Source organism: Siphonobacter sp. BAB-5405, from assembly GCF_002872335.1.
In the GTDB taxonomy this organism is placed as follows: Bacteria; Bacteroidota; Bacteroidia; order Cytophagales; family Spirosomataceae; genus Siphonobacter.
This window is the reverse complement of the sequence record NZ_NJAG01000045.1, coordinates 213,461-238,614: the sequence shown is the minus strand read 5'-3', so window position 1 is coordinate 238,614 and position 25,154 is coordinate 213,461. Positions and strand designations below refer to the sequence as shown.

Below are 25,154 nucleotides of genomic sequence, written 5' to 3'. Positions count from 1 at the left end.
AGGGCTTTTTTCTGGGGGGAAGAAAACATGAATGAGTAATAGAGAGTAAACGAATACGAAAGCAATAACCTAGAATGAGTCAATTAGCGTGAGGATGCCCACTGCAATCGAAAAAAAGCCAATGACATAATTCATCCAGCGAAGCACACGTTCCGTTCGCTGGGCTACTTTTTGTAGTGAAAAGGCAAAAACGCAACCATAGACAGTCATAGCCAGCAGAATACTCAGGCTTTGAATGATGATGATCCAGACAGCGGTAGAAGCGTCTTTAGCTGCCAGCGTAAGGGCAACTGTACAGGCCCCTCCGGTACCCGCCAGTCCGTGAATCATTCCCACGCCGAAGGAGCGGTTTAATGGCGTAGCTGCCGCGTTGGATGCATCCGTTGGGCGTACCAGGTCATTTTTGAAGTTTCTACGAATGGCAACAATGCCCAGATAGATCATTAATGGCCCTACCACGTATTCAACCCAGGAGGCAACTTCCAGAGATAGCTGGGATTTAAGCAGTAAGATCAGGCAGGCAAAGAGAATGAGTGAAAAAGCGTGCCCTAACGCCCAGTGCGAAGACCGCCAGGCTACCCGCCACAGCTGACCTTTCTTTTTTTCACTGGTCAGGACGGAAACAGCCGCCAGGTGGTCGGGTTCGAAGGAGTGCTGAATGCCCAGTACGAACGAATCGAGCAGTAAAGGATGAATCATGTCGTTTTCCCGGATGGATTCTATTGCTTACGGGAAAACAAAGCTAGAGGATGACGCAAGCGTCTCCTCACCGATTAGGCTAGCCTCCTGCTTTTCTTCCCGAAAGCACGTTGGTATGATTTCAATGGCAGGTCTTCTGGCTCGTTCCTTTCTCAACCCCTTCCCATGCTCGAAGGCACAGTGGTTTGTATCGTTGAGAAACGTTGGGAGTTTTGAGTTTGGGGTTTAGAGTTATTTTGCACTCTAAACTCAAAACACTAGACTCGTTCGGAACTTACAGCAGCGGGTACTGCTCCGGAGTTACACCGGATTCCCTTTTAAGCCCAATGAGTGATCCACTGGGCACCAATTGAGCCGCGAAAGTACGACAATTTGCAGGATTCAACAGAGCCAAGCCTATTTTTTCCGCTCAATATTACTTCAGGGTTACGGGTTCATCCGTTTCAGACGGACCGGAACCGTCGTTGTATAACGAAGATCATTGCTGCTGGAGAAGGCACTTCCACGTTCGGTGATATACCGGAACGTAAGCGTCAGGGTCAGGGCTTCAGATTCCCAGTTACCGCCTTCCTCTGCAGTCATCAGATTAAAATTATTACGCAGCCGGGTTTGTTCGTCCTGAAATAAAAAGGTAATACGGTTCAGGGTCTGCTGCTTTGTATTCCGGATGACCCCTTCAACGCGGTATTGTTCCATACCCAGTCGGCTTTTTACCCGGGCCAGTCCTTTAAAATTTTGATCATTTTTCCGATGGCGTCGCCGATACAACCAGTCCACTTCTGGTTCAAAAATTTCCAGCTCAAGTGTTTTTGGAACGCCATCGGGATCTTTAAACGGTCCGAACCAGTGCCCTACCAGCCGGGGCGTTGCCGAGTCGTAAGCCCAGGGCCGTTGCCAGCGATGATAGACGTATTGAACGCCGTATAGGAGTCCCAGCAAAAGAAGTAATCCACCCCATAAACGAAACGCTTTCATAGGCATCAAAAGGTTTCTTTACCAACCTTTATAACAAGGTAACGGAATAGTTTTAAACCGGGAAGTAACCGGGGGAAATAGAGCTGAATTTAGACGTTGTAAAGGGGGAATAATCCCGTTATAACCGTACCGCCCCTGGCCACTCGTAATCCCCTCCAAACGCTTAACGAGCAGAAGGTACGATTGGAAGCAAAAAGCCTGCGATTCGTAGAATAAACTGCTGTTTAAGGGCTGTAGACTGTACTTTTGAAGTAGATAGGTTGAAGGTTGAACACAAAACTCTCTCGTGCTTCATGGGGGAGTTTTTTTTTGGTTTACTACTTCTATTTTCTACACACTTTTCCTAATGATAAACCCTAACCAGAGACCAGTTAGGGTTTACTATAACCAAAGTTTCGCGGCACCCTTTATTAAACCGCTAGGGCCCCGAACGTAAAGTGTTTACGCCACCAAATAGCTAGCTTTTTTATTACAAACCTAATCTTTAGATCGCTAAAGCTTTCTTTTGATAAGTAAGCGACTGATTTTACGAGATTTAGTACCAGTATTAATCTAAAACCCCAGGTTATTGACGACTATTCGGGTCGTTTTCCCGGGTAATAAAAGGCCTTACCTATCTCGTTCAAAAGCAGTGAAATCGCAGAAAAAGCCCCAAGAAATCAATTTTTGGCCTTTCGCATTAAAAAGCGGGGCTTATATTGCGGGGTCGAATGTCGCGTCTGTCGCTACGTTTGTTACGCTGCATGTACGAATGAAAAAACTATTTGAAAAGATGTCCTCCTGGAACTGGGCGTGGATTATCACCTACGCGGTGATTGTAATCCTGGCCTTGATCTGGGGCTACTATCTGAGTGTGTGGATTCGCCGGGCCATCTAATCAGCCTCCCGGCGAATCATTACCGAAGTATCTCCTTATACAACGCCAGATACGCCTGAGCAGCTTTCTCCCAGGAAAATTCAGTCACCCGATCCCGAGCCAGTTGAATTTTATTCGAATACGGAAAATCGGTTAGTCCCTGCTTCACTACTTCACTCATGCGATCGGGGTGAAAACTGTCAAAGTAGTACGCCGCTTCCCCCCCTACTTCTGGCAAGGCCGTATGCGTGGATAAAAACGTGGGCTTTTCGTAGCTAAAGGCTTCGAGAACCGGCAGTCCAAAGCCCTCAGCAATTGAAGGAAACACAAAAGCACTGCAGTGCTGGTAGTACCAGTGTTTATCAATCTCTGACGTTTCGCCCAGCAGATGCACGCGTCCGGGGGCAATCCCAAAGCGTTCACACTCCCGTTTGATCAGTTTATAGTACTCCAGACTATGGTCGTCGATTCGACCGGCTATGATCAGGTCGTAGTCCAGATTAGCCAGCATGGCTGGCAAAACATGGAAGTTTTTCTTCGCCATCACCGTCCCGACGGTGAATAAAAAAGGGCGTTCAGGCCGGAAACCGGGCTGGTGCCAAGCCAGCTCTTCCGCCGGGATAGTCGATACGTTTACGCCATTATAAATGACCCGAATCTGATCAAGTGGGTACTGCAGGTGTTCGGCAATATCACGGGCCGCGTACTGAGAAATGGTGGTAATGGCATCCACCTGATCCAGGTACCGGCGAGTTTGAGCCTGAAAATGCCGGTAAGGAGCCGAATCAACGGGATATTCGTAGCGATAATTTAAATCATGAATGGTCAGGATTTTCCGACCAATGATTTTATGGGGCTTGAGCAGCGTCGGATTTTGCTGCGTAAAATGTATCAGATCAAACTCCGGAATACTCTTCCACCGCAAATTCGTAAGCACACCCCGGGTTCGGTAATGGGCCTCCCCAAAGGGCTTTATTTTCGTAAATGACCGGGGGATCAGGTATTGTAAATCCAGCTCGTCGGTCTGATGTACCTGAAGCTGTTTAATCAGTTCGAAGGCAAAATGATACAAACCTGTGCTCGATGTAGCAATCTGATCGGCGGTAACTAAAATTTTTCTACTCATCCCTTCTGTGGGTTTCTTCCATACCCGCCCTGGAACACGATTGAACTCAAAAAAAAAGCAAGGTAGTAAAAAAACGCCACGTGGGCTTTTTATTGGCCTATGCCCAGCTACGGCGTTCTGGTTTTCGGGCAAAAAATAATCCCGGTCCGTACAAGAGGTTACTCCTGCACGAACCGGGACATTACGCGACTATAGCTGCTATTTATTCCAGCTCATCCGGATGCGATCCGGAATGAGTACGGGTCGGAATGTACGCTCGCGAAGACTATTCCAATCCATCTTTACAAGCAGATAAGCAACAACACAACCTACGGACTGGGCGATTTGTAACATGGTTTTTCATTTATAGGTGAGCAAAAAATCCCTACGGCAGGGTCAGGCTTCCGCTGGTACGGGATCAGGCCGGACGCCCTAGTAGTTTTAGTAAACGGTAATGGGAGTGCAAGGCCGAAAAGAAGCTTCGATTTTCCAGATACGGCAGGTCAAAATCTGCGGCCGTTTGCTTAACCAGATGAGTAAGAGCCGGATAATGAATGTGACACACTTTCGGGAACAAATGGTGTTCAATCTGACGGTTCAGGCCACCGCAGAAAAAGGCAGCCACCGCCGAACGTGGAGCAAAATTCGCCGTGGTGCGTAACTGGTGAATGGCCCAGGCCTCTTCAATCGCTCCTTTGTCTGAAGGAACGGGGAAGGATGTACCTTCCACAACGTGGGCTAACTGAAAGACTAAGCCCAGCACGATTCCTTCAACCAGATGCATAACCAGAAAGCCAATACCAATTTGCCACCAGCTCAGCTCAAGAACCAGATAGGGTAAAATCAGGAACAGGAAATAGTACGCCAGCTTGGCAGCAAACAGCTTGACGTATTCGCGTTTCGGGTGTGACTGGTTTTCATGGTGACCAATCTGCTTTTTGAAAAACTTGATATAATCTTTCCGAAACACCCAGGACAAAGACGCCAGTGAGTACAAAGCAAATGCATACCAGTGCTGATACCGTTGCCAGGGCCGTACGGGCTCGTCCGTATCCACCCGGATCAGACCGGGAGCAATTTCAATATCCTCATCGTGGCCGGGAATGTTGGTATAGGTGTGATGGACAATATTATGCGTAATCTTCCATACGTACGGATTTGCTCCGACCAGATAAAAACTGGCCCCTAAGATCCGGTTTACCCAACTTTTGGAAGAAAAAGCACCGTGCAAAGCATCATGTGAAATATTAAAACCGATAAAAGCCGCAAACATTCCCAACCCCACTGCAAAGCCCAGCATCACCCAGACGTTAAACTGGTTGGAAAGCAGGAGTCCATACAGCAGGAAAAACCCGCCCAGAAAGAAAATCGCTTTCCACCACATGGCTGAATTGGCATGAGGTGAAATTCCGTTGTCTTTAAAGTAAGTATCCACGCGTTGACGAACGGTAGCAAAAAATTGCGAACGATTCGTATTGGTAAATTTTAACTGGTTTTGCATAAGGATAGCATTAGCCTAACCTTTCGATGAAAGGGATCTGATGTCTTAGTAAATCAGGTAATTCATCCGCATGCAAAGTTTAAGCGGAGGTTAGGTACATTAAATAGATCGTAAGAGGTAACGGTGCTGAATCCTTTGAACCAGTACACCAGTATCCATGAAGGGAGATAAAGATCTTGGATTAACCGAAGCGAGTCAGGTTGCCAACCCAAGCCGAAGCAGTGTAAGAACGCAATAGGCCATTAAAGGCAATATACTACTAGCCCCTTTTCTCGTTTGGAAATTCGCTAGTGTAGTAGTAAAACGAGTAACTACTACACTAAGTTCATAAAACCCTTAAATAAAACGGCAGGATCAGAAATAGTTCGTTTGTACGAGGGAGAGCAAGCGTAAGTCTCAAGCCTAGCTATGCTTCGTTGAATCACCCGCTGCGTACAGACGAAGCTTGTCGTGTGTACCTTTGGGTTTAGTTATTTTTTAATCTTAAACGTGTGCTCTATTCGATTACTCCCCTCCAGCCCCACGAGCCTTTACCCATGGATCTGCTTTTGTTAGCGGATGAAAACCCGCAACTAATTAGGGAATACTTGCCATTGAGTCAAATTTATCTACTGAAACTTAAGGGGGAAACACAAGGTGTGGGGTTATTACAAGTTCAGGAGCAAAAAGCTGAAATTGTCAACCTGGCCATTGCTCCGTCCTACCAAGGCCAGGGATGGGGTAAAATGCTGCTGCTCCATTTGATAGAAGTAGCCCGCCAACAAGACTGCCCTCGAGTACTCATTAAGACTGGCAATTCCAGCATTAATCAGTTCGCTCTCTATCAGCGAGTGGGCTTTGATCTCATCGACGTCCGCTACAACTATTTTCTCGAAGCCTATCCTCAACCGATTTGGGAAAACCAGATTCAGTGTAAACATCAACTCATTTTAGAATTAAGATTCTGAAGCGGCCTCTTCCGGGCATGGAGCATTTTCCCTTCCAAATTTTTTCAAACGCCTGCTCCTATTGAAGACCCCAAGCATTAAGTACCCGGCGACTGGCCTGCGGTATGCTCCGCTGTAATTCACTGGGTCGCCGAAGTTCCCCACTCAGGCAAAAAATAATTGCTGGCTTCCACTTACCATCAATAATTTCTCCCGTAACCGCCATCCGCAGGTGTATTGCCTGGGATCCTTGCGTTCGTACACACCTTTTTGTGTATGGTGACAAATTTGTCACTAGCTAATTAAACTATCCCTACTTGCTTTCAGGAACCTATGCATCCCGTTTTGCGTATTCATTAGCCCCACAGGAAACTGTGGGGCTAATGAATACGCCTAGATATTAACCGTACATTCCCATGAAAACCCTTGCAGACCTTGAAAAGGTAGAGGCCCTGTTTCGCCCTTTCGATCTTAAATCATTACACCTGCGGAACCGTATCGTTATGGCTCCCATGACCCGGGCCTTTTCGCCCCAGGGTGTACCAACGGATGACGTCACGGCTTATTATCGCCGCCGGGCGGAAGGAGAAGTTGGTCTTATTCTTTCGGAAGGTACGGTCATTGATCGTCCTGCCTCCTCCAACGAACCCAGCATTCCTCATTTTTACGGTGACCAAGCCCTTGCTGGCTGGAAAAAAGTTATTGATGGCGTACATCAGGCCGGTGGAGCCATGGCTCCCCAGCTGTGGCACATGGGCGTGATGCAACCCAGCCAGTCGGGTTGGTTGCCTTCCCAACCCTTCGAAGGTCCTTCAGGCTACGTTATGCCGGGTCAGACGGGCGGGGTCGCCATGACCGATACGGACATTGCTGATACCATCGCCGCTTTTGCTAAGGCCGCGGCGGAAGCCAAGCGGCTGGGTTTCGATTCCCTGGAAATTCACGGAGCCCACGGCTATCTGGTCGATCAGTTTTTCTGGGAAGGCCTCAACACCCGCACGGACGTTTTTGGTGGAAAAACCCTGGCCGAACGGAGCCGCTTTGGTGTGGAAGTCGTGAAAGCGATGCGGGCGGCCGTAGGCGATGATTTCGCCATCATTTTGCGATTATCGCAGTGGAAACAACAGGATTTCACGGTTCAGCTGGCTAAAACGCCCCAGGAACTTGAAGCCTGGCTGAATCCGCTGGCCGATGCCGGTGTAGATATTTTTCACTGCTCACAACGCCGTTTCTGGGAAGCCGAATTTGAAGGTTCAGACCTGAATTTTGCCGGATGGGCAAAGAAAGTAACGGGTAAAGCCACCATCACGGTAGGTTCCATTGGCCTGAACAGCGACTTCATGGGTGCCTTCCAGGGTCAAAGCTCTCAGGCCAGTTCGATTGATGAACTCCTTCGCCGCATGGATCGTGGAGATTTTGATCTGGTGGCTATCGGACGTTCGCTGCTTTCAGATCCCACCTGGGTGAAGAAAGTTCGGGAAGGACGCCTGGATGAATTAAGCGGTTTCAATAATCAGTCGCTGGCTACGCTGGTCTGAGGGGTTTGAGGTTTGAGCGTTGTTTCAGATTTGAGGTTGAAAGCACTCTGTCAGGTATGGACAACATCATGTCGGTCAGCTCACTCCGTATATAGGTTAGCTTAAGCATCTTATGGAATCCATCGGCTCTTTCTGAGGGTTGGTAAACGAAAAAGCCCCTCCGGTACTTGAACCGGAGGGGCTTTTGTGCTGCAAACGACTAGCTATTTTCTGGAAGTGTCTGGCGGGTATGGTTCATGACGGGTTTAAACGTCGGCCGGCGGCCGGGGTGGCATTCGCCGGACGCAATGTACGGTCACCACTCGCTTTTTTCTTACCCTTCCCTTTACCAAAACCTTTGCGGTTCCACCAGACCAGAAAACCCGTAACCGGCAGGGAAGCTCCAATTAAACTGGCCAGGAAGGCTAGTACTTTTCCCGGAAAGCCCAGTACACTTCCCACGTGAATATCATAGTTCATACGGCGGATTTGAGCCCGGTGGAAGCTTCAGCAAAGGGCTTGCCATAGATTTTATCTTTCGGAAATTCCTTGAGTGTATGTTGATCGAAGGCGTACCCCTGATTATCGTAGAAATGCGTACGGCTCGGGTAAATGGTGATGGAAATCGGAGCTTTGGCGTCTTTAGGACTTGGATAGCTGTAGAAAAATCCTTCCGCTTCGGGATGACGGCTGATGACCGTATTCCAGGCCTTGTCCATCGCCTGATCCACGGTGTAGAATTTTTGGGCTTGTAACGTATCTGAGCTATTCCGGGCAAAAGGCGGCAGATGATCGCCTCCCGAAGTAACCCAGTACAAGCCTTTACTGTACCATTCAATGCCGTATACCATACCCGTCATGGCAATGGCCAGTAAAAATAGTAACGAGTAAAAGCCGAGTACGTTGTGCAGATCAAGGTTAAGGCGTTTGAATGAAGCTCCCCACTTTATTTTGAAGCTCTTATCTATCGTACTTTTATTCCATTTCTTGGGATACCACCAGATCAGTCCCGTAATCAGCAACACCACAAACACGAGGGTACCGTAATTAACAATGGGCCGACCAATGGGATACGGCAGCCACAACGCCCGGTGACCGTTGAGAATGAAGCGGAAGAAGTCCGTTCCATCTTTTTCGAGCACCTTCTTGCCCAGTACTTCACCCGTATAGGGATTCAAACTGACGGTGTGATCACCCCGACGTCCTTCGCCCAGCGAAACCTCGGCAGCCCGACCCATGCGGTAAATGGCGTACACGACGCGTTTACCCGGAAACACGTTTGAGGCGATTTGCTTGAGTTCCGAGGGTTTGAGAACGGGTTTGTTCTGTTTTTCAATGCGACTGTTGGGCTCCAGCAGGGCGGTAATTTCATCGTTAAACACCCAGATACATCCGGTGATACAGACAATGAAGACAATGACACCGGAAATGAGTCCTAACCACAAATGGAGCCAGTTGTTAACTTTTCGAAACAGGGACATTGGTTGTACAAAGAAATTTAAGATGGGTATAAACCGGGCCTTAGAGAATGGGATCGTGCGTCGGGAAACGTGCGTCTGTTTTCTCAACAGCTACAAAACTAGAACGCTATTTGTATTTAGTCCAAATTAAATAACCTTTATTTTACTAATCCTGCCTATATTTAGCCCGGCGGCCACGTAAAAGAGCCGCTTCTCACCAGAAAATCTGCCCGGATCCGGGCAGATCTGTTTTCTATTTATAATGATTATAAATAATTTCACTACTTTTGCGGCCATTCAATGGCTGACACGACTGAACATACCTACTGGAATCAACTCCGAAAAGGCAACCGAGCCGCTTTTCTAAGCCTCTACGAGTCTTATTACCAGGCCTTGTATACGTTCGGTTGCCGGGTTAGTACGGACCGCGAACTCGTGAAAGATGCCATTCACGAATTATTTTGTGAATTGTGGGACCGCCGATTTCACTTGCCGGAAGTAACACAGATCAAGTCCTATCTATTTACCTACCTCAAACGGAAATTGCTGAAAGAGCAATCGTTTTCCTTCGATTCGCTTCAGGTGACGACGCCTCAGCCCAGCGAACGCTCCTACGAAGAGGTGCTCATGGACCAGCAAACCGACGAGGGCAACCGCCTTCGCATGCAGCAGCTGCTAACCAAACTTACCCCCGGCCAGCGGGAAATGATCCGCCTTCGGTTCTACGAACAACTCAGCTACGAGTCGATTGCCGAGCAGCTACAGGTGCAGCCCCGCACCGTATACAATCAGATATCCGAAGCCCTGAAAACGCTTCGCAAACACGTACAGGTTCTGATGAGCCTACTCCTTTTCTTTCTGGTACGGTAAGGCTTGTACTTTTCTTTTCTAAAAATTTACCTATCCAATAGCCTGTTATACAGCACTTTGTCTTGATATTTTAAAAATAATTCAATATCCACCGGTAAAAATGACTGCTTTCCTGCACTGGTTTTCAAACGCAGTCAACCATGGATCATTACCAGGCCGAAGACTTTGCCGCCGACGAATCCTTTCTGGCTTACTATCTGAAAAGCGACCCGGAGGCCGTTGCCTTCTGGGAGCATTGGATACGCACGCACCCGGAGAAGCTCGATGAAGTCGTAGCGGCCGAAAGCCTGCTTGATCTGCTGACCGGACGATTGCCCGCCCTGGAGTTTGAACAGGAAAAAGACCGTTTACAGGCCTACATCGACGAAACCCCGACGGTACAGTTGCCCCAACGAAAACCCTGGCTCATTGCCGCTTCGATTTTGCTGGTAGTAAGTCTGGGAGTGGGTTTTTGGTACGTAAACCGCGAAACCCGTACGAAAACACCGCCTACGGAATGGGTACATTATTCGAACCCGAATGGCAAAAAAACCAAACTGACCTTATCGGACGGCAGTACGGTGATTCTGAACGCCGCCAGTACCATTCATTACCCTAAGGCTTTTGTTTCAAACACCCGCGAAATTCGACTTGAGGGAGAAGCCTACTTTTCCATCCACCATGATGCCCAGAAACCGTTTCTGGTGCGTACCGGCGGGTTAACAACCCGGGTACTCGGAACTGAATTTAACGTGTCAGCTTACCCACAAAAGTCGGAGATTTCGGTGGCTTTACTCAAAGGAAAAGTACAACTGGAAGATACGCTTCATCAACAGCTTCAATTGCTGCCGGGCCAGCAGGCCGTGTACCAGCTAGCCCGGCAGCAGCTCAGGCAAACCAGCTTCGATTCGCTGGCCGTCAGCGGCTGGAAGGACGACTATCTGGTTTTCAGAAATGCTGATTTTAAAACCATTGCGGAAGCCATGGAGCGAACCTACGGCTACCAACTGATTCTCCAACATCCAACCCAACCCTGGCAGTATACGGGCACCTTCCACCGGGAGGACGTTCGCCAGGTCCTTGAAACTATTTGCTTCTCTAAACACCTGACTTATAGCATCCATCAGCGTACGATTTATTTAAGAGCGGAGCAATGATTACACGGGTACCTGGGCTGCTTGTAGCCCTTTGGATTAGTTTTGGCATATGGAATCAGGCGGGAGCCCAGCAGCTTACCCTACGACTCCAGCAAGCCAGCCTGACTACTATTTTTTCAGAAATCGAAAAACAGGCGGGCGTTCAGTTTCACTACGACGCCCAGGATATTCCCCTTAAACGCCGGTTTGATTTCAACAGTACGGGGCCGTTCCCGGTCATTTTACGGGACCTGTCCAGCCTCAGCAATCTGGCTTTTCTGCAAAAAGGCAATCGCATTCTGGTACGGACGCAGGCCCAGCGACGCGTGAGCGGCCGGGTCATGGATCGGTCCGAGAAAATACCCTTACCGGGGGTATCGGTGCGTTCGTCAACGGGACGCGTGCTGGCCGTTACCAATGCGGAAGGCTACTACACGGGTACGATTTCGGCCGTGGACCTGAACCAGGCCCGGCTGGAGTTCCGGATGGTGGGCATGAAGCCGATCCTTTCCCAGCCCCTGGGTTCATCGTCCACGCTGGATATCGAAATGGAACCCGAATCCCGGCAAATGAATGAACTGGTCATCACCAATGCCTATACCAACGGCACACCCAAAGAGGAGGTAATCGGTAGCATTTCGCAGATCAACGCGAAAGAATTACAACCGTATCGACCCATTGAGAGCTTCGACAAAATGCTGGAAGGACTCGCCGCTGGCGTATACGTGGAACCGACGACGCAACTGGGTACACCCGTGAAAATCAACATTCGTGGTCAGGGTACGCTTACACCCGTTGGTGGTACGCGAACGACCTCGACGCAACCGCTGTTTGTCATCGATGGTATCCCCATCATGGAGCAGGAACGCGGCGATGCCGCTCAAATCTTCTCCGGTGAAACGCTGATTAACCCCATCGCGGGTATCAATCCGCAGGATATTGCCTCTATTTCCATTCTTAAGGATGCCTCGGCGACTACCATTTACGGAGCCAATGCGGCCAACGGAGTCATCATCATTACCACCAAAGCAGGCTCAGCGGGCCGGACGGCGGCTCACGTCTCCGTCTCCCGGGGCGTGTCAACGTTCATCAACCGCATGAAGCTGTTGAGTGGTCCGGAGTATTTTACACTCAAACGGGAAGCCTTGCTCAACAGTGGTTTCACGGAATCGCAGGCCGCCGCCCAGGCCGGTAGCTCTACAATTGATACCGACTGGCTGGGCCTTACCACCCGGAATGCTTCCTACACGGCGATCAATGCGGATGTCTCGGGGGGTAAGGAAGGCACGACCTACCGCTTTTCAACGGGCTATCGTTACCAGCAGGCCAGTGCACTGAAGAATGATTTGCAGCAGATCAATCTGAGCTTGAAGGTAAATAGTATCCTGAATCGGAAACTTAAACTAGGCGTAACACTATCACCGACCATTATTAAAAAAAGCGGACTCGATAACTTCAAAAACAACGCGTACCTCCCCCCTAACCTGTCGCCTTACGATGCGGAAGGGAACTTTACGACCTTACTGGGTGTGCCCAACCCCTTAGCCGTGCTGGCTCAAAATGAGGCCGTTACCGATGCACTGGCTTTTAATGGCAACGCCAATCTGCACTACGCGGTTGCCCCGAACTTTACGATTTCGGGAACCATCGGAACTAATTTTTCGCAGAGTAAGGATGTAAGCTACGATTCAGCCAAAAACGCGACGGGTAGTACCAAAGGCGGACAGTTACAGATTTTTGATCGGCAGACCCTGGGCTGGCTGGGCTATCTGCAGGGTACGTATACCCAAACCTTCCAACAGAAGCATTCCGTGCAGGTGATTGCAGGACTGGAAGCCCAGGACCAGCGAACCGTGTTACTGGCCGGATCAGGCACGAACTTTACCTACGATCGCATTCGGGAGATCAGCCAGGCTACCCGCCAGTCCGCTTCTTCTTCCAGACAGGAAAATGCAACTGTTTCGTATTACACTCAGGCTACGTACGATTTTAAGAAAAAGTACCTGTTTACCAGCAGCATCCGGGCGGATCAGTCGTCCATGTTTGGCAGTGATTTCAACCTGGCCCTTAATTCCGCCGTCGGTCTGAGCTGGATTATCAGCAAGGAGCCGTTTTTGCAAAATCATCCGGCATTTACTTTTCTGAAACTTCGAACCAGCTACGGCTCAACGGGCAATTCCCGCATTGGCTCGTATGCCGCCCGGGGTCTGTACAATTTTAGTTATGGCAATTATAACGGCTACGTAGCTGCCGTACCGGAAACTTCTTCCGCTCCCAACCCCAATTTAAGCTGGGAAAAAAACCTGAAACTCAACCTGGGACTGGATCTTACGCTGTTTGACCGGCTTTCAATTACGGCGGAATATTATCAGAATACGATCCACGACCTGATTTCCAACGTAGAAGTTCCGCTGGAAACGGGTTATGGTAGCATTTCCTACAATACCGCTAATATGCGTAATCAGGGTTTTGATATCACGCTGCAAACGCACTTCATTCAGAGCAAGCACTTTAAATGGCGTTCGACGCTGACGACGGGTTTTAACCGCAACCGGATTTTGCAGTACAATCAGGGTTTTACTTCCGTGTACAGCGACCCGGCCTCTACTGCGAGCGAGGCCAACGCCGCCATTCGGGAAGGCTACAGTACCACGGCGATCTGGGGGATTCGCTGGGCGGGCGTGAATCCGGAGACGGGTAATGAGCAATTCTACGCTCCCGATGGCTCTGTCGTGGACCGAACCACCATTCGCACCTATCCCCGTTCGAGTTACGTCGTGCTGGGCGATCGCCTGCCCAAAGCTCAGGGGGGCTGGGTGAACGAACTGAGCTACAAGCAATTCTCTCTGACGCTCAATATTCTATATAACCTGGGCGAAAATCGGATGGAACCCACCCAATTTATGGGCGATGGAAGGAACATACAGCATTCCAACATGAGTGTCAATCTGCTGGATCGCTGGCAGAAACCCGGGGATGTAGCACCCGTCTCGAAGTTGTTAATTGAAAAAGGACTGGTAACCAACTCTTCCCGGTACCTACAGGATCTGACGCACCTGAAGCTTTCCAACGTTACGCTCCATTACAGTCTGACTTCCGCCTTGAGCAGACGGCTTCGGATGCAGGGTGTTTCCGCCTTCCTCAATGTTACCAACGTTGCGTACTGCTACAAGGACAAAAGTCCCACGGGACGTAATGGCGTACGAGAAACCCGCTTTGCCTTTCCCGAAGCCCGTACGCTCAGTGTAGGTTTAAATCTTAGTTTGTAAACGCATCATGTTTTCTTTCATACCATCGTACAAACGCCTCGTGCGAAAACTGGGAGTCCTGGGCTTGCTGGCGGTATTGGGCAGTTGTCAGGCTTTGCTTGATAAAGAGCCTCAAAATAAAATTTCACTGGAAGAAACCTTTCAGGACATTGAGTCGGCTACGGTGGCCCTGAGCGGAGCCTATCGTTCGCTGTTTGAAAGTAATTACCTGAACGGAAACCGGACGTTTTATCCCGACCTCGCAGGGGGCAATCTCAAGTATTCGGCGACCAACCGGCAGATCCTAGGCGACGTGTACAACTTTACGGCCGATCCCGACGCCGGGAGCATGAACAGTACCTACGCCCAGTTGTACGCAATTCTCAACAACTTGAATAACATTATTACCCGGACTCCGCAGATTCCTAATGGCTCCGAACGTACACGAACGCGGCTCGTAGCCGAAGCAATGGCACTGCGGGCAATGATTCATTTCGATCTGGTCCAGTTGTACGCCCAGCCCTATACGTATACAGCAGATGCGTCGCATCCGGGTATCATCCTGAATTTGAAACCCATTTTAGTGACGGAATCGCAGCGTCCCCGAGCCAGTGTGGCGGAATGTTACGCAGCAATCCTTGCGGATTTGGAACAATCGCTGGTACTTTTCGAAAACAGTACGGCGATCTGGAGTTCGGGCAGTACCAAAAACTACATGAACCCCTCCGTAGTACGGGCCCTGCTGGCCCGGGTGTACCTCCACAAAGCCGATTACCAGCAGGCGTATAAGCAGGCCAACGCCGTCATTACCAGTGCGTCCTATCGCCTGTATACAAATCAGAATTACGTGGAATCCTGGTCACAGAAGAATACGTCGGAAGCCATTTTCGAAGTCTCTGTTCCGGCCAATTATACGGGTACGAGCCTGGGCAGTTACTTCGATGCGACCACGGCGGGTGTTTCTACTACCTATTTGCAAATGGCCGCCACCAACGACTTATTGCAACTGTACTCGCCCACCGACGTGCGGGGCAAAGCCCACTTGTACAACACCCTTACCATGGCGGGTAGCGAATATTCTTTCAGTAAAAAGTACGCCCGGGGAGAGGCCAATGCAACGGGTGTAAAAGTCATCCGCTTGTCCGAACTCTACCTGATCCGGGCCGAAGCAGCCGCCCGCCTGGGCCAGTTGAGCCAGGCCTACCAGGATCTGAATACCATCCGGACGCGGGCCGATACGGCTGCGGTACCCTTGCAGGGCACTGATGCCGAGGTGGCTCTAAAGCTGATCTGGCTCGAACGCCGGAAAGAGTTGTGTTTTGAAGGCTTCCTACTGCTAGACCTTTCACGTACGCACCAGCCGCTGCTTCGACAGGATTGCCAGGGTTTGCGGTGTAGTTTGCCGTATCCCTCGCACTTTTACATCCTTCCCCTGCCCGCCCGAACGGTGCTGGTCAACCCGCTCATTTCCCAGAATCCGGGGTATTAATTCGTTCATTTCAATTCCTTACTACAAATCCTACATTCACCATGAAGTTGTTTCGCTTCCTTTCCCTCCTGATGGCCGGCCTTTTATTGTTGAACAGTTGCTCGAAGGATAATTCCATCGAACCCGAAAAACCAGCTGAAGAGCAGGCTTCGAAAGATGTCGTTTCGGTCTTCCATAAAACCGATCAGTATTACCAGCCCTACGTGTATCGCTACGATTCGACCGCAAGAAAATGGACCAACCGGATTGCTTCCCACTTTTCAACGGTTCCGGCTAGTGATCCTACCTACATTGGTTTCACGAACCCCAACGTGGTAGACAGCGGCGTTAATCTTTTTGGAATGGTTACCCTGTACGCGACTCAGATTGGTACCAACAACATCAAGGAAGCAAAAATTAACGCTGAAAAAGTCCTGCAATTTTTTCCGGATGCCGTTGGTGCCACGAAGGGTAAAGTCAAAGTACTAACTCAGGACGTGACCATTTCGCGTAAAGACGGTGCTCCGTTCAAAATTGGTATTAGCGGAGAGGGTACGTATGATACCCAAACCAAAGTGATGGATCTGGTGGTGCATTTCAACGAAACGACCATTGGCGGTGCGGCGAAAGTCTCGCGTACCTACAAAATCAGCGTGGACGCATTAAGTCTCAATTAAGTAGCCTCGTACTGCATTTAACCGTAGCGATTCTTTATTACTTCCCGAAGGCTTTTCATGGGTTTTCGGGAAGTTCAGTAGACTGCCTATGCGATTTTTCTTTTTGCTTTCCGTAGCCTTTTTCATCGGACTTACGGCCTTCCAGCACGAGTATTCGGTGGATGAACTTCGGCACTTGTACAGCAGTGGAGATGTTTCCCGCTGGCCTAAACCGGAGATTGATTCTTCCGTCGTAGGTACGTTTCAGGAAATCGGGGTGCTGGGCAAGGTTAGCCATCCGGCTTCCAACCCGTATTCGGAAGCGAAAGCGAAGTTGGGAAAATTGCTCTTTTTTGATCCGCGACTTTCGCAATCCAAACAAATTGCCTGTGCCTCCTGCCACGATCCGGAGCTGGGCTGGGGCGATGGCCGGCATTTATCGTTCGGTCACAATCGCCAGAACGGCAAACGAAACGCCATGACCATTCTCAATACGGGCCATTACCAGCGGCTATTCTGGGATGGGCGGGCGGCGAGTCTGGAAGAACAGGTGAACTTCCCGGTGCAGGATCCGCTGGAAATGGCTCAGAATCTGAAAACCATGCAGCGAAATATTCGCAAGGTAAAAGGGTACCGGCCGCATTTCGCCGCCGCCTTTGGTACGGAAGAAGTGACGGTCAAACGCATTCAGCAGGCCATTGCCACGTTTGAACGAACGGTTGTCAGTCCGCCGAGCCGTTTTGATCGTTTTGTTCAGGGAAATGCCCGGCTGCTGAACGACGATGAAGTGATGGGCTTGCATTTATTTCGCACGAAAGCCCGCTGTATCAACTGCCACAACTCACCTTTATTTTCAGACAATCAGTTTCACAACGACGGGCAAACCCTGTACGGCTCTTCACAGCAGGACTTTGGAAAGTATCTCCAGACGGGTGATCCTCAGGACGTCGGCAAATTTCGTACGCCTTCGCTGCGGGAAGTGGCTCGTACCGGCCCCTGGATGCACCACGGCAATTTCCCGACGCTCCGGGATGTTATTGAATACTACAACCTGGGCAACCCCTCGCCCATTCAGCGAAGGGTAGTCGTAGACGAACGACTGCGGCCTGTCACCTCACCCCTGCTCCGGAAACTCCATCTCACCCAAACGGAGCAGCTTCAACTGGAAGCGTTTCTGAAAACGATTTCCGTTCCTTCCCAGAAAATCAATCCGTTTGAGTTGCCTCAGTAGCGAACAGGTGGTTCGACTGCCCATTTTTTTTTGCTCTTCCAACGCTTAGGCCGGACAAAGGGTCTTAGAGCAAACGTATCTGCAATGAGACTCCTTTGTATTCCGCTTCTTGTTTTGAGTGCCTTTCTCCTGGGCATGCTCGGCTGCAAAAAAGAGAATGAAGTGACGTGCAAGACCGTCAGCGAAGAGGTGGACAACCAGAAGGCCTCCGAGCCTTTTCACCGCGATTCCTCACGGGTTTTGACGTTCGAGATGTTTTTTAATGACTCCGTATCGATTACCGTGGGAAACCGGGTAGCCATTACCGGACATTTGATTAGTGACCTGACCACCGGAATGGCCCAAAGCTTTTCTATTAAAGCACAACCCGGTGAGCTCATTAGGATTCAAATGACTAATGACTGTGCTTACTTTCCACTAAAAGACGGCTACAAATACCTGTATTTTAACCGTAACAAGGGGAAATGGAAAGTAACCTACTCGAATGTGGGGCGGGGATATTTTTAACCAGAGTTACGGAAGCATGCGTACCGAATGATGCTACGCTCAAAGCCATAAATAGTGCGTAATTTCCAGCATCAAAAAAAGCAGCCCTTCGGAGGCTGCTTTTTTCGTACTTAGCTCGTAAAAAATTAAACGGGTGGTTCCCAGCCTTTTTCGTAGGTGCGGCTCCAGAGCTTCATGGCTTCTTTATCCCGGATGTGACCGTTTTTGGTATCGACTTCGAAGGATTTATTAATGCGGGAAGAAATGTTCGCTAGATGGCAGAGCAGTACACTTTTAGCTCCTTCATCAATGGGTGAATTTTGTTTGGCTTTTCCGCGAATGGCTTCGAAAAAATTAACCATGTGGCCAGTCGTCATGTCACCGCCACCGCCCAGTGCCGTGCCCGCTTCGGAACCTTTGGCCTTGCTGTCTTTCACCAGCTTGCCTTCCCGGCTGAAGAGCTTGTACCCATCCCGATCAACGTATACCGTACCCGTCGAGCCGTAGATTACGGTACCGCGGTCGGTGCCGTAGGTTTTGTAACCCGATCGGCTTTTCCCGTCCCATTGGATGATTTTGTTGCCCGGAAAACGGAACGACGCTTCCATGGTATCGTACATCTCCCAGCCATCGTTGGGAAAATGGCGTTTCGCTGCTTCCACATTCACGTATTCAGGATAATCTACCTGTAAGGCCCAACGGGCGACGTCCAGCTCGTGCGTGGCGTTGTTGCCGCTTTCAGCCGTGCCGTAAGTCCAGCCGTACCAGTGCCAGTTGTAATCCCAGGTATCGTGCGTGTATTCGCGACGGGGAGCAGGACCCTGAAACAAATCCCAGTCCAGCCCCGTGGGTACAGGAGCTTTTTTCGGTACCGGTACTTCGCCTCGGGTAGCCACGTAAAAAGCCACGGCTTTATAAGGCGTGCCGATGGCTCCATTATGAATTTGATGGATAATATCGATGGTTTCCGGCGATGAACGCTGTTGATTTCCCATCTGAATCACCTTGCCGTATTTCTTCTGAATCGCCACCAGAATTTCGCCTTCCCGGGGGTTATGGCTACAGGGTTTCTCCACATACACGTGCTTGCCCGCCTGTACTGCCAGCCAGGTACCCGGAGCATGCCAGTGGTCGGGGGTAGCATTGATGAGTACATCGACATCCTTATCGGCAATGACCTTCCGAATGTCATTTTCAAGCTTAGGCTGGTAATCGATATGTTTCGAGAACTGCTTGAGAGCCGACTCCCGCTGCTTCTGCATTACGTCGCAGAGGTATACCAACTCGACGTTACTGTCTTTCTTCCCAATGGGTTCAAAATAGGCTCCCAACCGCCGACCTAATCCGGCAATGGCTACCTGGAGCCGTTCGTTGGAGCCGATGATTTTAGCGTAACTTTTGGCGGACATCCCGACCCCGCCGAGGGTCAGTCCGGCCGTCGTAAGAGCCGTTTTTTTAAGAAACGATCGTCTGGATTTTTCCATAAGGAATTAGAGGCTTTGATACGCCCGTGCCTCGTCCGAAGCGGACCTGAGCAGACGGGTGGTTGAATCGCTGAAATTACAGGAATTTGTTAAAAATGATATAGTCTTGCGACAAATCCGGCGATTCTGAAGGTTCAAGTGGCCTAAAATGGTCCTTCTGCGGGAAGTGCGTCCGCTAGTTTCGGATTTTTTGCCGACCTGCTCGGGAAGCTTTCGTACCTTTGCGGCTTTCTTAAGTTGCGATACGATTGAGTCATGAAAACGGAAGCCTTCAAAACTATTCGATTAGCTTTACCCATTATTATTGGTGAACTTGCTCAAATGGCCCTGCACATCATTGATACAGCCATGGTGGGGTCCATTAATTACAAACAACTGGCCGCCGTTTCGCTGGTATTCAATGCCATGAATATTCCCTTTGTGATCGGCATCGGCATGACCATTTCCGTTTCCCAGATGGTATCCATGGCCCACGGTCAGAACGACGCCCGTCAGGTTTCCCATTACCTGTACAATGGCTTTTGCATCTGTGCCCTAACGGCCCTGCTGATTTCATTTACCCTGTTTTTCGGGAAAGACCTCCTCTTTCACTTGGGTCAGGACCCGGAAGTTGCTACCCTGGCCGTGCCATTCATGCAGTTGATGGGGATTTCCATTATTCCCATGCTGCTGTTCATGACACTCAAGCAATTCACGGATGGCCTCGAACAAACCCGCACGGCCATGCTGTTTTCGCTGGCGGCCATGCCCATTAACATTTTCATTAACTGGCTGTTGATTTATGGCAACTGGGGCTTCCCGCGACTCGAACTACTGGGAGCCGCCTGGGGTACGCTCATCACCCGTACGCTGATTACCATAGCGTTGGCGGCGGTTATTCTGACCCACCATTCGTATAAAAAGTACATTCAGCTTCGGAAAGAGGAATGGTACCTGCGTCGCTCGACGATTCAGGAATTGCTGCACATCGGGGTACCCAGTAGCCTGCAGGTCGGTATGGAGGCGGGAGCCTTCGCCGTTTCGGGCATCATCATCGGTACGATTGGTGCCGTCGCTCAGGCGTCCCACCAGATTGCCCTGAGTTGTGCGTCGGCTACGTTTATGGTCTCGATGGGACTGGCTCAGGCGGGTTCCATCCGGGTCAGCAATGCCTTTGGTCGTTCGGACTGGCCGTTGATTGCTACCATTGGCAAGAGTACCTTACTTACGGCTCTGGCTTACGGCGTTTGCTGTGCCCTGGGTTTTGTACTACTCAAAGACCATTTACCCCATTTCTTCAACAGCAATGCGGAAGTCGTTTCGCTGGCCAGTATGCTGCTGCTGTTTGCGGCCATTTTCCAGATTTCTGACGCGACGCAAGCCATCGGAGCGGGCCTCTTACGTGGGATCAAGGACGTCCGAACGCCTACCCTGCTCATTGCCGTGGCGTACTGGGTAGTGGGTATTCCAATGGGCTACTGGTTTGCCTTTCACGGCGGCATGGGAGCTTCGGGTATGTGGCTGGGCTTCATCAGTGGTCTGACGTTTGCCTCCATTTTCCTGATTGCTCGTTTTCTGCGAATGTCCAAACGAAACGCCCCGGTACTGGTCAGCTAGTTTTTTAGGGACACCTCTCTGCACCGTTTGTTTTTTCTGTCTGGAAAAGCAAACGGTGCTTTTTTTAACGACGCTTGGTACATGAAGCGATCGTTACGGAAAGCCTTTTTGATTTAATCTAGCCGTAACAGGCTCCCTTGGGAAAGTCTTTACTTTTGGACCCAATTTTATCCGCAGACGGACCTTCCCGTTCGTATGCTCTTTCTTCTCCATTCACTCTATTATTTCCTGACGATGAAACGTCTTTGGTACGCTTTACTTTTCAGTGGACTTGTACTTCCGCGTGTACAAGCCCAACAAACCCTCGATGTACAGGCCCACCGGGGCGGTATGGGCCTGGTCCCGGAAAACACGGTTACATCCATGATCCATGCGGTACGGCTGGGTTGCCGGACGCTGGAGCTGGATTGCGTTATTTCGGCAGACCAGAAGGTGGTGGTTTCCCACGACCCGTATATGTCGTCCGTTTTCATGCGGAAACCTGATGGTAACGACATCACGAAAGAGGAAGAAAAGTCCTACGCTCTCTATCAAATGAAGTACGACAGCATCCGGACCTTCGATGCCGGGAGCAAACCGCACCCGAATTTTCCGCAGCAAAAGAAAATGAAAACGTATAAACCTCTGCTTTCGGAAGTCATCGACAGCGTGGAAACTTACGTTCGCAAGCATCATTTGAAGCCGGTTGCTTACAACATCGAAACCAAGTGTTCCCCGCAGGGTGACGGAAAGTACAATCCTTCACCGGATGTATTCGTACAACTGCTCATGCAGGTCATCCAGAAAAAAGGCATCGCCAACCGCGTAACTATTCAGTCTTTCGACGTGCGTACCCTTCAGGAACTCCACAAAAAGTACCCCAAACAAAGCCTTTCGCTGCTGCTTTATAACAAAGACAGCGTAGCCGATAACCTGGCCAAACTGGGATTCACGCCACAGTACTACAGTCCGCATTACACCCTGGTCACTTCCGAAACTGTGAAAGAAGTACACGAAAAGAAGATGCGAATGTTACCCTGGACAGTAGATGAAGAAAAAGATATGCAACGTATGGCTTCCTACGGCGTCGACGGGATTATCTCAAATTATCCCGAACGGCTGATTGGGTTGTATGGGAGTTATCAGAAGAAACAAGATTGATTTTTTGGTCCGTTTTATTACTCTAGACAGGTCTGCTCAGTAGGACGTACTCTTTCCATCGCGAATAATATCCGTAACCGAAGCTTTACTTTTTTTAGTATTTCGTCATTTACCTAGACTGAGTTTGGTGCTCAGATAGGGCTGTTCGGTAACCCGTAAGCCTCTCCTAGACTAAAAGACCAGCCGTGCCTACGGGAAGAAATACTGCCACTGTGATACTATTTGTTGCTAGAAACTTTTTATAAACATTGTATACCAACTAAAAGCCAACCTTGTCTGCGGAATAAAAAGCCGCCTTGTTACTCTATAATAAACAATCCTATTTCTTCAACACAAAAGCCGGCTCTGATCGCTGGCTTTTGTGTTATACACTGCTTATTACCCAATCTGTAAGGGCTGCTTCGAATCGTCTTCCGTATCACTCAGCTCATCGGGTACTGGTTCGCCCTGATCTTTAATGATCCGATACGCTAATAACAGATACAGGCCATAAATCCCGGTTATCGCTACCAACGTTTCCCAACCCAGCTGAATCAGGTAGGCTGCACTCCACATGAGGGCCAGCGTGATCCCGGTCAGCCCTACGTAGGGGCGGCGACGGGCGGCGTTTATCTTTTTCAGGCTCATCCAGGTCATAGCAGCCAGGTACAGTGTCATTCCCCAAACCAGCATCCACCAGGACGTATCATTGTCATCAATAGCGGCCGTTACGCCGATTGCCATCGTACCCGTACCCAGATAGAGCGGCAAATGCCCAAAGGAATACCGTAACCCATTGCCTTTGAGACGACCATTAAGAAATTCTTCCTGATGAAAGAAATACCACCACCAGAGCAGAATCACCAGTATCAAACCACAGCCGGCCGCAATGAGTCGATACGAATGCCAAAGTCCCTCGCTTAGTGAGGTGGATATACCCATGATGTTCTGCTCGACGACAATGAGCGTAAACATACCCAGTCGTTGGGGGAAATGTTGTTCCGTAGGTCCAATCTTCTCCAGCGATTTTCGGGCCAGCCAGGGGGTTGTCAATTCAATGACCAAACTGACCACCTGCCACACGTGATTCTGGGTAATTCCGCCGACAATCCAGAAAACAAGACCTACACTATAACCTATCAACAAATGGCGGGCGGGCTTTCGGGCCTCTTCGTCTACCCAGATAGTATATACGTACAACCCCACCAAGAGGATACGGGCTGCCGCGTAAAACCAGGTAAATCCTGCCACGTCTCCCTCCAGCGTATCGGGAGCCTTCACAGAAAGTAAAATGATAGGAACCAGACTCAGTAAAAGGAGAGCCTGCTGGAAGCGAGCATTTCGATCAAACCGATCAAAGTACAACGAAAAACCCGTCCATAGCCACCAGGCCGGAATGAAGAGACTGCAAAAATGCAGGTACTCCTTTGCGTAAACGGCTCCCGTAAACACATCGGCTAGCTGACCAATGACGGTACCAATCACTAAGTCATAAAAAGGTTCAATCCAGCGGTCAGCAATGGTTTGCCCCCGTTCGTCATTTCCTCGGGCTAAGTCGTTTTTCTGATTCAAACGTGTGGGTTATGAGAGGTTAATCTTTTTTTGATTTCACTTCGACCGTTTTTTTAAGGCCTTTGATATCTTCCAGATTGCCACGAATAACGGTTTTCATCTGACTATTCTTCAGTATATCGTTACTGGATGCCATTTTACAGTCCATGTGCAGGGCATATGGAAAATCCTTACCTTGAAACAGCATCTGTACGCTGGCTTTCAACATCTTTCCTATCGTTAGCTGTACCGGAATGGTATATACTTTATCACTGCGGGCGGGTACTTTAGTAATCCCCGGCGATTGACCCCGAATCGTATTGCCTTCCTTACCGAGATCAACGGAATAAGTCATGTCTTTGAAGCTGATATCGAAGTCATTTTTATTGATGAAGCGAATCTGAAGATCAAGGTCCGTGTTTTTCAACCGAAATTTTTCCACATCATAACCCACCAGCTGAATTTCCGGCAGATGAAACAAGGGTAGGCGTTTATCGGCTTCCAGTCGCAGCGTATCCTTACCCAGAAAAGGTTTGGCCAAGTGAAGGAGAGCGGCGATGTGATAGGTAGCACTATCCTGCCCGCGGGCCTCACCCTCTTTGGCGATGGACGAAAATGCATCGAGCTTGATTTGGGTAGGCACTGTCACCACACTACTGTCCCGGGCTTTGATTTCAATGGGCTTGGCATAATCACTTTCCGCAATTTTAACTCCGTCCACCCGCACTGTATAGGCAAAATCCTGAATATTCATGCCAACCGGAAGTGGATTGTCAATCAATACGCTCAGGTTTACGTCCATTTTTGAATCCGTAATGGAATGAATTTCTGCAATACTGACTCCCACCCGGGGTTTGAGACCCGATACTGGATTCGCGTTTTTACCTACATACCGCTGGTACAAAAACCAGCCGGCCAGTCCTATGACGACCAGTAACACAACCCAAAGGATCGATTTCTTTTTCATGGCGGAGTTAGCAAGTACGCTCATTATAGAAGGCTATATGCTGAATAAAACTGTGCCCGCCTTCGACTGGTCAATTCTGGCTCCCAACTTTATGTCATGCGTAACCCTACCTAACCCAATCGGTATAAAAAATTTTTAAAAATTTAATTTTTATTCAGACGTCATTTATTTAATCACTTACACCTAAAAAGCACGTAGTTCTTCGTAAGAATAAGTTCTCAAAAAAGGTCTTTTTAAGAAAACTGGATTTTAAAATGGTTCTAAAGTGAACGGTCAGATAACCGATAAGTAAAAGTTAATGCATTGATATTAATATATTTACCT

At 49.4% G+C, this 25,154-nt stretch carries 23 protein-coding genes and 1 riboswitch; of the genes, 12 read left to right on the top strand and 11 right to left on the bottom strand.

The genetic code is table 11. The features are described from left to right. Positions 1-69 precede the first annotated feature (69 nt). Together BWI97_RS23730 and BWI97_RS23725 are read right to left on the bottom strand one after the other, a co-directional pair. Positions 70-699, bottom strand: a complete 630-nt coding sequence (locus BWI97_RS23730; RefSeq protein ID WP_094815899.1) for a cytochrome c biogenesis protein CcdA — start codon at positions 697-699, stop codon at positions 70-72. A gap of 108 nt (positions 700-807) precedes the next feature. Beyond that, a riboswitch (cobalamin riboswitch) is annotated at positions 808-1,064 on the bottom strand. A 61-nt stretch (positions 1,065-1,125) separates the two neighbouring features. Further along, a complete protein-coding gene (locus BWI97_RS23725; protein WP_094815897.1) occupies positions 1,126-1,674 on the bottom strand; it encodes a hypothetical protein in 549 nt (182 codons plus the stop codon). Positions 1,675-2,425: 751 nt separating this feature from the next. On the opposite strand from BWI97_RS23725, the gene BWI97_RS29025 reads away from it, so the two are divergent. Further along, a complete protein-coding gene (locus BWI97_RS29025; protein WP_255158029.1) occupies positions 2,426-2,551 on the top strand; it encodes a hypothetical protein in 126 nt (41 codons plus the stop codon). Positions 2,552-2,570: 19 nt separating this feature from the next. Here BWI97_RS29025 and BWI97_RS23715 read toward each other — a convergent pair whose 3' ends face one another. The 3 genes from BWI97_RS23715 to BWI97_RS23710 form a co-directional block, all read right to left on the bottom strand. Continuing rightward, a complete protein-coding gene (locus tag BWI97_RS23715) occupies positions 2,571-3,656 on the bottom strand; it encodes a glycosyltransferase family 1 protein (protein WP_102203078.1) in 1,086 nt (361 codons plus the stop codon). Between the two features lie 198 nt (positions 3,657-3,854). Then, positions 3,855-3,989 (bottom strand): hypothetical protein, encoded by a 135-nt coding sequence (locus BWI97_RS29020; protein ID WP_255158028.1) that lies wholly within the window; start codon positions 3,987-3,989, stop codon positions 3,855-3,857. Positions 3,990-4,053: 64 nt separating this feature from the next. Next, entirely contained in the window at positions 4,054-5,136 is a 1,083-nt protein-coding gene (locus BWI97_RS23710) for an acyl-CoA desaturase (protein WP_102203077.1), read from the bottom strand. A 536-nt stretch (positions 5,137-5,672) separates the two neighbouring features. On the opposite strand from BWI97_RS23710, the gene BWI97_RS23705 reads away from it, so the two are divergent. Further along, complete coding sequence (locus tag BWI97_RS23705; RefSeq protein WP_102203076.1) at positions 5,673-6,083, top strand: N-acetyltransferase; 411 nt, start codon at positions 5,673-5,675, stop codon at positions 6,081-6,083. A gap of 58 nt (positions 6,084-6,141) precedes the next feature. On the opposite strand, the gene BWI97_RS29320 is transcribed toward BWI97_RS23705, so the two are convergent. Continuing rightward, positions 6,142-6,288, bottom strand: a complete 147-nt coding sequence (locus BWI97_RS29320) for a winged helix-turn-helix transcriptional regulator (protein ID WP_146011008.1) — start codon at positions 6,286-6,288, stop codon at positions 6,142-6,144. Between the two features lie 190 nt (positions 6,289-6,478). Here BWI97_RS29320 and BWI97_RS23700 point away from each other — a divergent pair, with 190 nt between their 5' ends. Next, entirely contained in the window at positions 6,479-7,600 is a 1,122-nt protein-coding gene (locus tag BWI97_RS23700; protein WP_102203075.1) for an NADH:flavin oxidoreductase, read from the top strand. A gap of 234 nt (positions 7,601-7,834) precedes the next feature. Here the strand turns inward: BWI97_RS23700 and BWI97_RS28505 are convergent, their stop codons facing one another. Together BWI97_RS28505 and BWI97_RS23695 are read right to left on the bottom strand one after the other, a co-directional pair. Next, positions 7,835-8,059 carry a PepSY domain-containing protein gene (locus tag BWI97_RS28505; RefSeq protein ID WP_233207986.1) on the bottom strand — a complete coding sequence of 75 codons (225 nt, stop codon included), beginning with the start codon at positions 8,057-8,059 and terminating at the stop codon, positions 7,835-7,837. After that, the gene (locus BWI97_RS23695; protein WP_233207985.1) at positions 8,056-9,060 is read right to left on the bottom strand and encodes a PepSY domain-containing protein; all 1,005 of its coding nucleotides are present in this window, start codon (positions 9,058-9,060) and stop codon (positions 8,056-8,058) included. Before BWI97_RS23695 ends, BWI97_RS28505 begins: the two co-directional genes overlap by 4 nt. A 279-nt stretch (positions 9,061-9,339) precedes the next feature. On the opposite strand from BWI97_RS23695, the gene BWI97_RS23690 reads away from it, so the two are divergent. The 7 genes from BWI97_RS23690 to BWI97_RS23660 all read left to right on the top strand — a co-directional run bounded on the left by BWI97_RS23690 (position 9,340) and on the right by BWI97_RS23660 (position 18,134). Next, on the top strand, positions 9,340-9,909 hold the full coding sequence (locus BWI97_RS23690; protein ID WP_102203074.1) for an RNA polymerase sigma factor: 570 nt from the start codon (positions 9,340-9,342) through the stop codon (positions 9,907-9,909). Positions 9,910-10,049: 140 nt separating this feature from the next. Next, the gene (locus BWI97_RS23685; RefSeq protein ID WP_102203073.1) at positions 10,050-11,045 is read left to right on the top strand and encodes a FecR family protein; all 996 of its coding nucleotides are present in this window, start codon (positions 10,050-10,052) and stop codon (positions 11,043-11,045) included. Further along, entirely contained in the window at positions 11,042-14,293 is a 3,252-nt protein-coding gene (locus BWI97_RS23680) for a SusC/RagA family TonB-linked outer membrane protein (protein ID WP_102203072.1), read from the top strand. Before BWI97_RS23685 ends, BWI97_RS23680 begins: the two co-directional genes overlap by 4 nt. A gap of 7 nt (positions 14,294-14,300) precedes the next feature. Then, positions 14,301-15,761, top strand: a complete 1,461-nt coding sequence (locus BWI97_RS23675) for a RagB/SusD family nutrient uptake outer membrane protein (protein ID WP_102203071.1) — start codon at positions 14,301-14,303, stop codon at positions 15,759-15,761. 41 nt (positions 15,762-15,802) lie between these two features. Then, positions 15,803-16,417: a hypothetical protein gene (locus tag BWI97_RS23670; RefSeq protein WP_102203070.1), complete on the top strand. Its 615-nt coding sequence runs from the start codon at positions 15,803-15,805 to the stop codon at positions 16,415-16,417. An 88-nt stretch (positions 16,418-16,505) separates the two neighbouring features. Continuing rightward, positions 16,506-17,627 (top strand): cytochrome-c peroxidase, encoded by a 1,122-nt coding sequence (locus BWI97_RS23665; RefSeq protein ID WP_094815871.1) that lies wholly within the window; start codon positions 16,506-16,508, stop codon positions 17,625-17,627. An 84-nt stretch (positions 17,628-17,711) separates the two neighbouring features. Next, complete coding sequence (locus BWI97_RS23660; RefSeq protein ID WP_146011007.1) at positions 17,712-18,134, top strand: hypothetical protein; 423 nt, start codon at positions 17,712-17,714, stop codon at positions 18,132-18,134. 125 nt (positions 18,135-18,259) lie between these two features. Here the strand turns inward: BWI97_RS23660 and BWI97_RS23655 are convergent, their stop codons facing one another. Further along, a complete protein-coding gene (locus tag BWI97_RS23655; protein ID WP_102203068.1) occupies positions 18,260-19,597 on the bottom strand; it encodes a Gfo/Idh/MocA family oxidoreductase in 1,338 nt (445 codons plus the stop codon). Between the two features lie 255 nt (positions 19,598-19,852). Here BWI97_RS23655 and BWI97_RS23650 point away from each other — a divergent pair, with 255 nt between their 5' ends. Then, a complete protein-coding gene (locus tag BWI97_RS23650) occupies positions 19,853-21,193 on the top strand; it encodes an MATE family efflux transporter (RefSeq protein ID WP_102203067.1) in 1,341 nt (446 codons plus the stop codon). A gap of 195 nt (positions 21,194-21,388) precedes the next feature. Beyond that, positions 21,389-22,333 carry a glycerophosphodiester phosphodiesterase family protein gene (locus tag BWI97_RS23645; protein ID WP_233207984.1) on the top strand — a complete coding sequence of 315 codons (945 nt, stop codon included), beginning with the start codon at positions 21,389-21,391 and terminating at the stop codon, positions 22,331-22,333. 378 nt (positions 22,334-22,711) lie between these two features. On the opposite strand, the gene BWI97_RS23640 is transcribed toward BWI97_RS23645, so the two are convergent. Beyond that, positions 22,712-23,884 (bottom strand): low temperature requirement protein A, encoded by a 1,173-nt coding sequence (locus BWI97_RS23640; protein ID WP_102203066.1) that lies wholly within the window; start codon positions 23,882-23,884, stop codon positions 22,712-22,714. A 19-nt stretch (positions 23,885-23,903) separates the two neighbouring features. Next, positions 23,904-24,854, bottom strand: a complete 951-nt coding sequence (locus BWI97_RS23635) for an LEA type 2 family protein (protein ID WP_102203065.1) — start codon at positions 24,852-24,854, stop codon at positions 23,904-23,906. Positions 24,855-25,154 lie beyond the last annotated feature (300 nt).